This window comes from Stenotrophomonas sp. 3diitr2024 (assembly GCF_042136455.1).
Lineage (GTDB): Bacteria > Pseudomonadota > Gammaproteobacteria > Xanthomonadales > Xanthomonadaceae > Stenotrophomonas > Stenotrophomonas sepilia.
In genome coordinates this window covers 1-4,288 of the sequence record NZ_JBHHMJ010000037.1, presented here as the reverse complement: position 1 = coordinate 4,288, position 4,288 = coordinate 1, and the positions used below count along the sequence as shown (strand labels likewise).

General features: G+C 67.0%; 2 protein-coding genes and 1 riboswitch. Of the genes, one reads left to right on the top strand and one right to left on the bottom strand.

Annotation, left to right across the window (positions count from 1 at the left end; all coding sequences use genetic code 11):
* Nucleotides 1–54: 54 nt before the first annotated feature.
* Nucleotides 55–2,571, bottom strand: a complete 2,517-nt coding sequence (locus tag ABGA94_RS00710; protein ID WP_032953936.1) for a prolyl oligopeptidase family serine peptidase — start codon at nucleotides 2,569–2,571, stop codon at nucleotides 55–57.
* A gap of 120 nt (nucleotides 2,572–2,691) precedes the next feature.
* Nucleotides 2,692–2,775: riboswitch (S-adenosyl-L-homocysteine riboswitch) on the top strand.
* 36 nt (nucleotides 2,776–2,811) lie between these two features.
* Here ABGA94_RS00710 and ahcY point away from each other — a divergent pair.
* Nucleotides 2,812–4,257 (top strand): adenosylhomocysteinase, encoded by a 1,446-nt coding sequence (gene ahcY / locus ABGA94_RS00705; RefSeq protein WP_033834449.1) that lies wholly within the window; start codon nucleotides 2,812–2,814, stop codon nucleotides 4,255–4,257.
* Nucleotides 4,258–4,288 lie beyond the last annotated feature (31 nt).

The following is a 4,288-nucleotide window of genomic DNA, read 5'->3' as shown; positions in this document are numbered from 1 at the left end:
GGCGGCGCAGCCGCACAGGCGGCCGCTGTTGCAGCGGCCGCCCTCATGCAGGTATCAGCGCTTCTTCTTCGCCTTGCCCTGCTCGGCCGGGCCGATGGTCTGCTCCAGCCAGCGCTCGCTTTCGGCCAGCATGGTCATGATCGATTCGCGTGCCCGGTAGGCATGCGATTCGTTGGGCAGCATCACCAGCCGCGCGGTGCCACCCAGGCCCTTCACCGCGGCGAACATGCGCTCGCTCTGGATCGGGAACGTGCCGGAGTTGTTGTCGTCCACGCCGTGGATGAACAGGATCGGATCCTTGATCCTGTCGGCGTAATTGAACGGCGCCATCTTCTGGTAGACGTCCTGCGCCTGCCAGTAGTTGCGCTCCTCGGCCTGGAAACCGAACGGAGTAAGCGTGCGGTTGTAGGCACCGCTGCGCGCGATGCCGGCCTTGAACAGGCGGGTGTGTGCCAGCAGGTTGGCCGTCATGAACGCACCATAGGAGTGGCCACCGATGGCGATGTGATCGCGATCGGTCACGCCTCGGCGCACCACTTCATCCACCGCCGCCTGCGCATTGGCCACCAGCTGTTCGATGTAGGTGTCGTTCGGCTCCTTGTCACCCTCGCCGATGATCGGCATCGACGGGCTGGCCAGCACTACGTACCCCTTGGCCAGGAACGCCTGCGGGCCCCAGTAGCTGACCGCGTTGAAGCGGTACGGCGAATCGGTCACCTGGCTGGCCGCGGCCGCGCTCTTGAACTCGCCCGGGTAGGCCCACATCAGCAGCGGGCGCGGGCCGTCGCGCTTGGGATCGTAGCCCGGCGGCAGCAGCAGTGTCGCGGTCAGGTCGACGCCATCCTTGCGCTGGTAACGGATCTGCTCCTTCTGCACGCCCTTCAGCTGCGGCAGCGGATGGGCGAAACGGGTCAGCGCGCGCGGTGCGGCACCGGCATCGGCCAGCGACTGCACGTAGAAGTTGGCCGGTTCGTCCGGGCTCTCGCGGCTCAACAGCAGCGAATTGCCCTGGTTGTCCAGCAATGCCACCGGCAGCGAATAGCTCGGCGCCTGCGAATGGAACAGGCGCGTCGCCTTGCCCGTGGCGATGTCGAAGCGGTCCACGAACGGGCGGTCGCCTTCCGGCGAAGCGCCGGCACCGGCCAGGTACAGGCTGCTGCCTTCCGGGCTGGTCTGCAGCAGCGAGCGACCACGTTCATCGCTGGCCAGCAGCGGCCGCCCCGGATCGGCATAACGGTCCTGCGCGTCACGATCCCACAGCAGGCGCGGCTCGGCACCGGCGTTGTCCGGGGCGATCAGCCAGGTCCTGGTCCTGCGGGTCTTCCACCACGACTCGGTCAGCAGGGCCAGGTCGCCACGGCCCCAGTTGATGCCGCTCAGGCGGCTGCCAAGCTGGGCCAGGGTCACCGGCGGCTTGTCGAACGGCGCAGCCTGCATCAGCACCGCATCGCGCACCTTGGCTTCCCGGTTCGGATCACCACCGTCCTGCGCTTCGGCCCAGACCAGGGTGGCATCGGCATCACCGCGCCAGCTGATGTCGCGCACGCCGGTCACTTCGGCATCGTTGCCGGTCGGCAGGCCTTCCACCAGCGGGCGCACCGCCACGGTATGCACCAGCTTGCCGGTGGCACGCTCGATCACTTCAATGCGGCGCGGAAAACTGCTTACCGGCACCACGTAGGAGTACGGACGCTGCACCGGCTGGCGCAGCACGAAGCGGCCGTCAGGCGACACCGAGAAGCCCATGAAGATGCCGGCCGCACCGATCGCGCGGGTACTGCCATCCAGGCCGACTTCCATCGGCTGGGTAGTCGCGTAGTAATCGAACTGGCGGGCGTCGGCTTCGTTCTTCAGCAGGTCCTGGTAGGTACGGATCGACACCACGCCGCCACCCTGGCTGGTCTGCTGCACGGCAGGGCCGGTCGGGACGCCGTCGGCGGCCGGGGCCGGCCCCAGGTTGGCCGGGCGGGTGAACACCACCAGCCCGCGGCTGTCCGGCAGCCACTGGTAGCCGCTGCCGATCACCGTGTTCAAGCCGGCAACCAGGCGGCGGGCGCTGCCACCGGCCACATCCACCAGCCACAGTTCATTGGCGCCGCTGGCGGCGTCGACCTGGTTGAAGGCCAGCCACTTCTGGTCCGGCGACCACATCACACTGGCGATCGACAGCGTGGCCGGCAGGCCACTGATCTGCCGCTCCTTGCCATCGGCCACGTTCATCAGCCACAGCTTCTCACCGAAGCTGAAGCGGCTGTCGGAGAACGTGCGCGGGTTGATGCGCAGGCCGGCCAGCTTCAGTTCCGGCTGCGCCACCACCTGGATCGACGGCAGCGACGGCATCTGCATCATCGCGGCCACGTCGCGGCGCGGCGACAGGAACAGCGACGGCGCGCGCGGGGCGTCGACCACTGCCTGCAGTGCGGCCGATGGCAGTTCGTAGCCATTGACGCCCTGCGCCTGCGCCGGAGCTGGCTGCGAGGCGGCCGCCCAGGCCAGCGGGGCCACCGCCAGCAGCCCCATCGACAGGACCAGACCGGTCCAGCGCCGTGTGCGGCGCGCGTGCATGCTCATCGTTCCACCTGTGTGATGCGTGAAAACTCCGACCTTAACAGGCCGTGCACGTGGCCCCATCTGCCGATGGTTGGGTCATGCCGATGTCACGCTGGGGCCGCGATATAATGGGGGTTCTCCCCTGCCGAGGGGCGCTGCGACCGGATCCCACGAGGCCCGGCCAGGCTCGGTAAGGTGGCTTTGTAACAACGGCGCCCGGCTAGATGCGAGCATCCGCTCGCCCACAACCGGAGCACACGAATGAACGCTGTTGCCAAGACCTTCTCCACCGAAGGTGATTACAAGATCCGCGATATCACGCTGGCCGACTGGGGCCGCAAGGAACTGGACATCGCCGAGCACGAAATGCCGGGCCTGATGTCGATCCGCCGCAAGTACCAGGCCGAGCTGCCGCTGAAGGGCGTGCGCGTGACCGGCTCGCTGCACATGACCATCCAGACCGCAGTGCTGATCGAGACCCTGAAGGACATCGGCGCCGATGTGCGCTGGGCCTCGTGCAACATCTTCTCGACCCAGGACCACGCGGCTGCCGCCATCGCCGCCACCGGCACCCCGGTGTTCGCCTGGAAGGGCGAGACCCTGGAAGAGTACTGGGACTGCACCCTGGACGCGCTGACCTTCACCCTGGCCGACGGCACCCTCACCGGCCCGGAACTGGTGGTCGACGACGGCGGTGACGTGACCCTGCTGATCCACAAGGGCTACGAGCTGGAAAACGGCAGCGACTGGGTCAACACCGCGTCCGCCTCGCACGAAGAACAGGTCATCAAGAACCTGCTCAAACGCGTGGCCAAGGAGCGCCCGGGTTACTGGGGCCGCGTGGTCAAGGACTGGAAGGGCGTCTCCGAAGAGACCACCACCGGCGTGCACCGCCTGTACCAGCTGGCCCAGGCCGGCACCCTGCTGATCCCGGCGATCAACGTCAACGACTCGGTCACCAAGAGCAAGTTCGACAACCTGTACGGCTGCCGCGAGTCGCTGGCCGACGGCCTGAAGCGCGCGATGGACGTGATGCTGGCCGGCAAGGTGGCCGTGGTCTGCGGCTACGGCGACGTCGGCAAGGGCTGCGCGGCCTCGCTGCGTGCCTACGGCGCGCGCGTGATCGTCACCGAGATCGACCCGATCTGCGCCCTGCAGGCGGCGATGGAAGGCTATGAAGTCAACACCATCGAATCGACCCTGGGCCGTGCCGACCTGTACGTCACCACCACCGGCAACCGCGACATCATCCGCATCGAGCACCTGAGCGCGATGAAGGACCAGGCCATCGTCTGCAACATCGGCCACTTCGACAACGAGATCCAGGTCGACGCACTGGTGTCCTACCCGGGCATCAAGCACGTCAACATCAAGCCGCAGGTGGACAAGTACATCTTCCCGAACGGCAACGCGATCTTCCTGCTGGCCGAAGGCCGCCTGGTGAACCTGGGCTGCGCCACCGGCCACCCGAGCTTCGTGATGTCCAACAGCTTCGCCAACCAGACCCTGGCACAGATCGACCTGTGGGCGAACAAGGACAGCTACGAGAAGAAGGTCTACCTGCTGCCGAAGAAGCTGGACGAAGAAGTGGCCCGCCTGCACCTTGAGAAGATCGGCGTGAAGCTGACCACCCTGAGCCAGGAACAGGCCGACTACATCGGCGTGCCGGTGGAAGGCCCGTTCAAGCCGGACCACTACCGCTACTGATGCCTGTGGGGTGCCGGCCAGCGGCCGGCAC

Bases quoted from the DNA above. Each gene is read 5' to 3' on its own strand.
- ABGA94_RS00710 (WP_032953936.1), bottom strand. From the start codon at position 2,571: ATGAGCATGCACGCGCGCCGCACACGGCGCTGGACCGGTCTGGTCCTG.
- ahcY (WP_033834449.1), top strand. From the start codon at position 2,812: ATGAACGCTGTTGCCAAGACCTTCTCCACCGAAGGTGATTACAAGATC.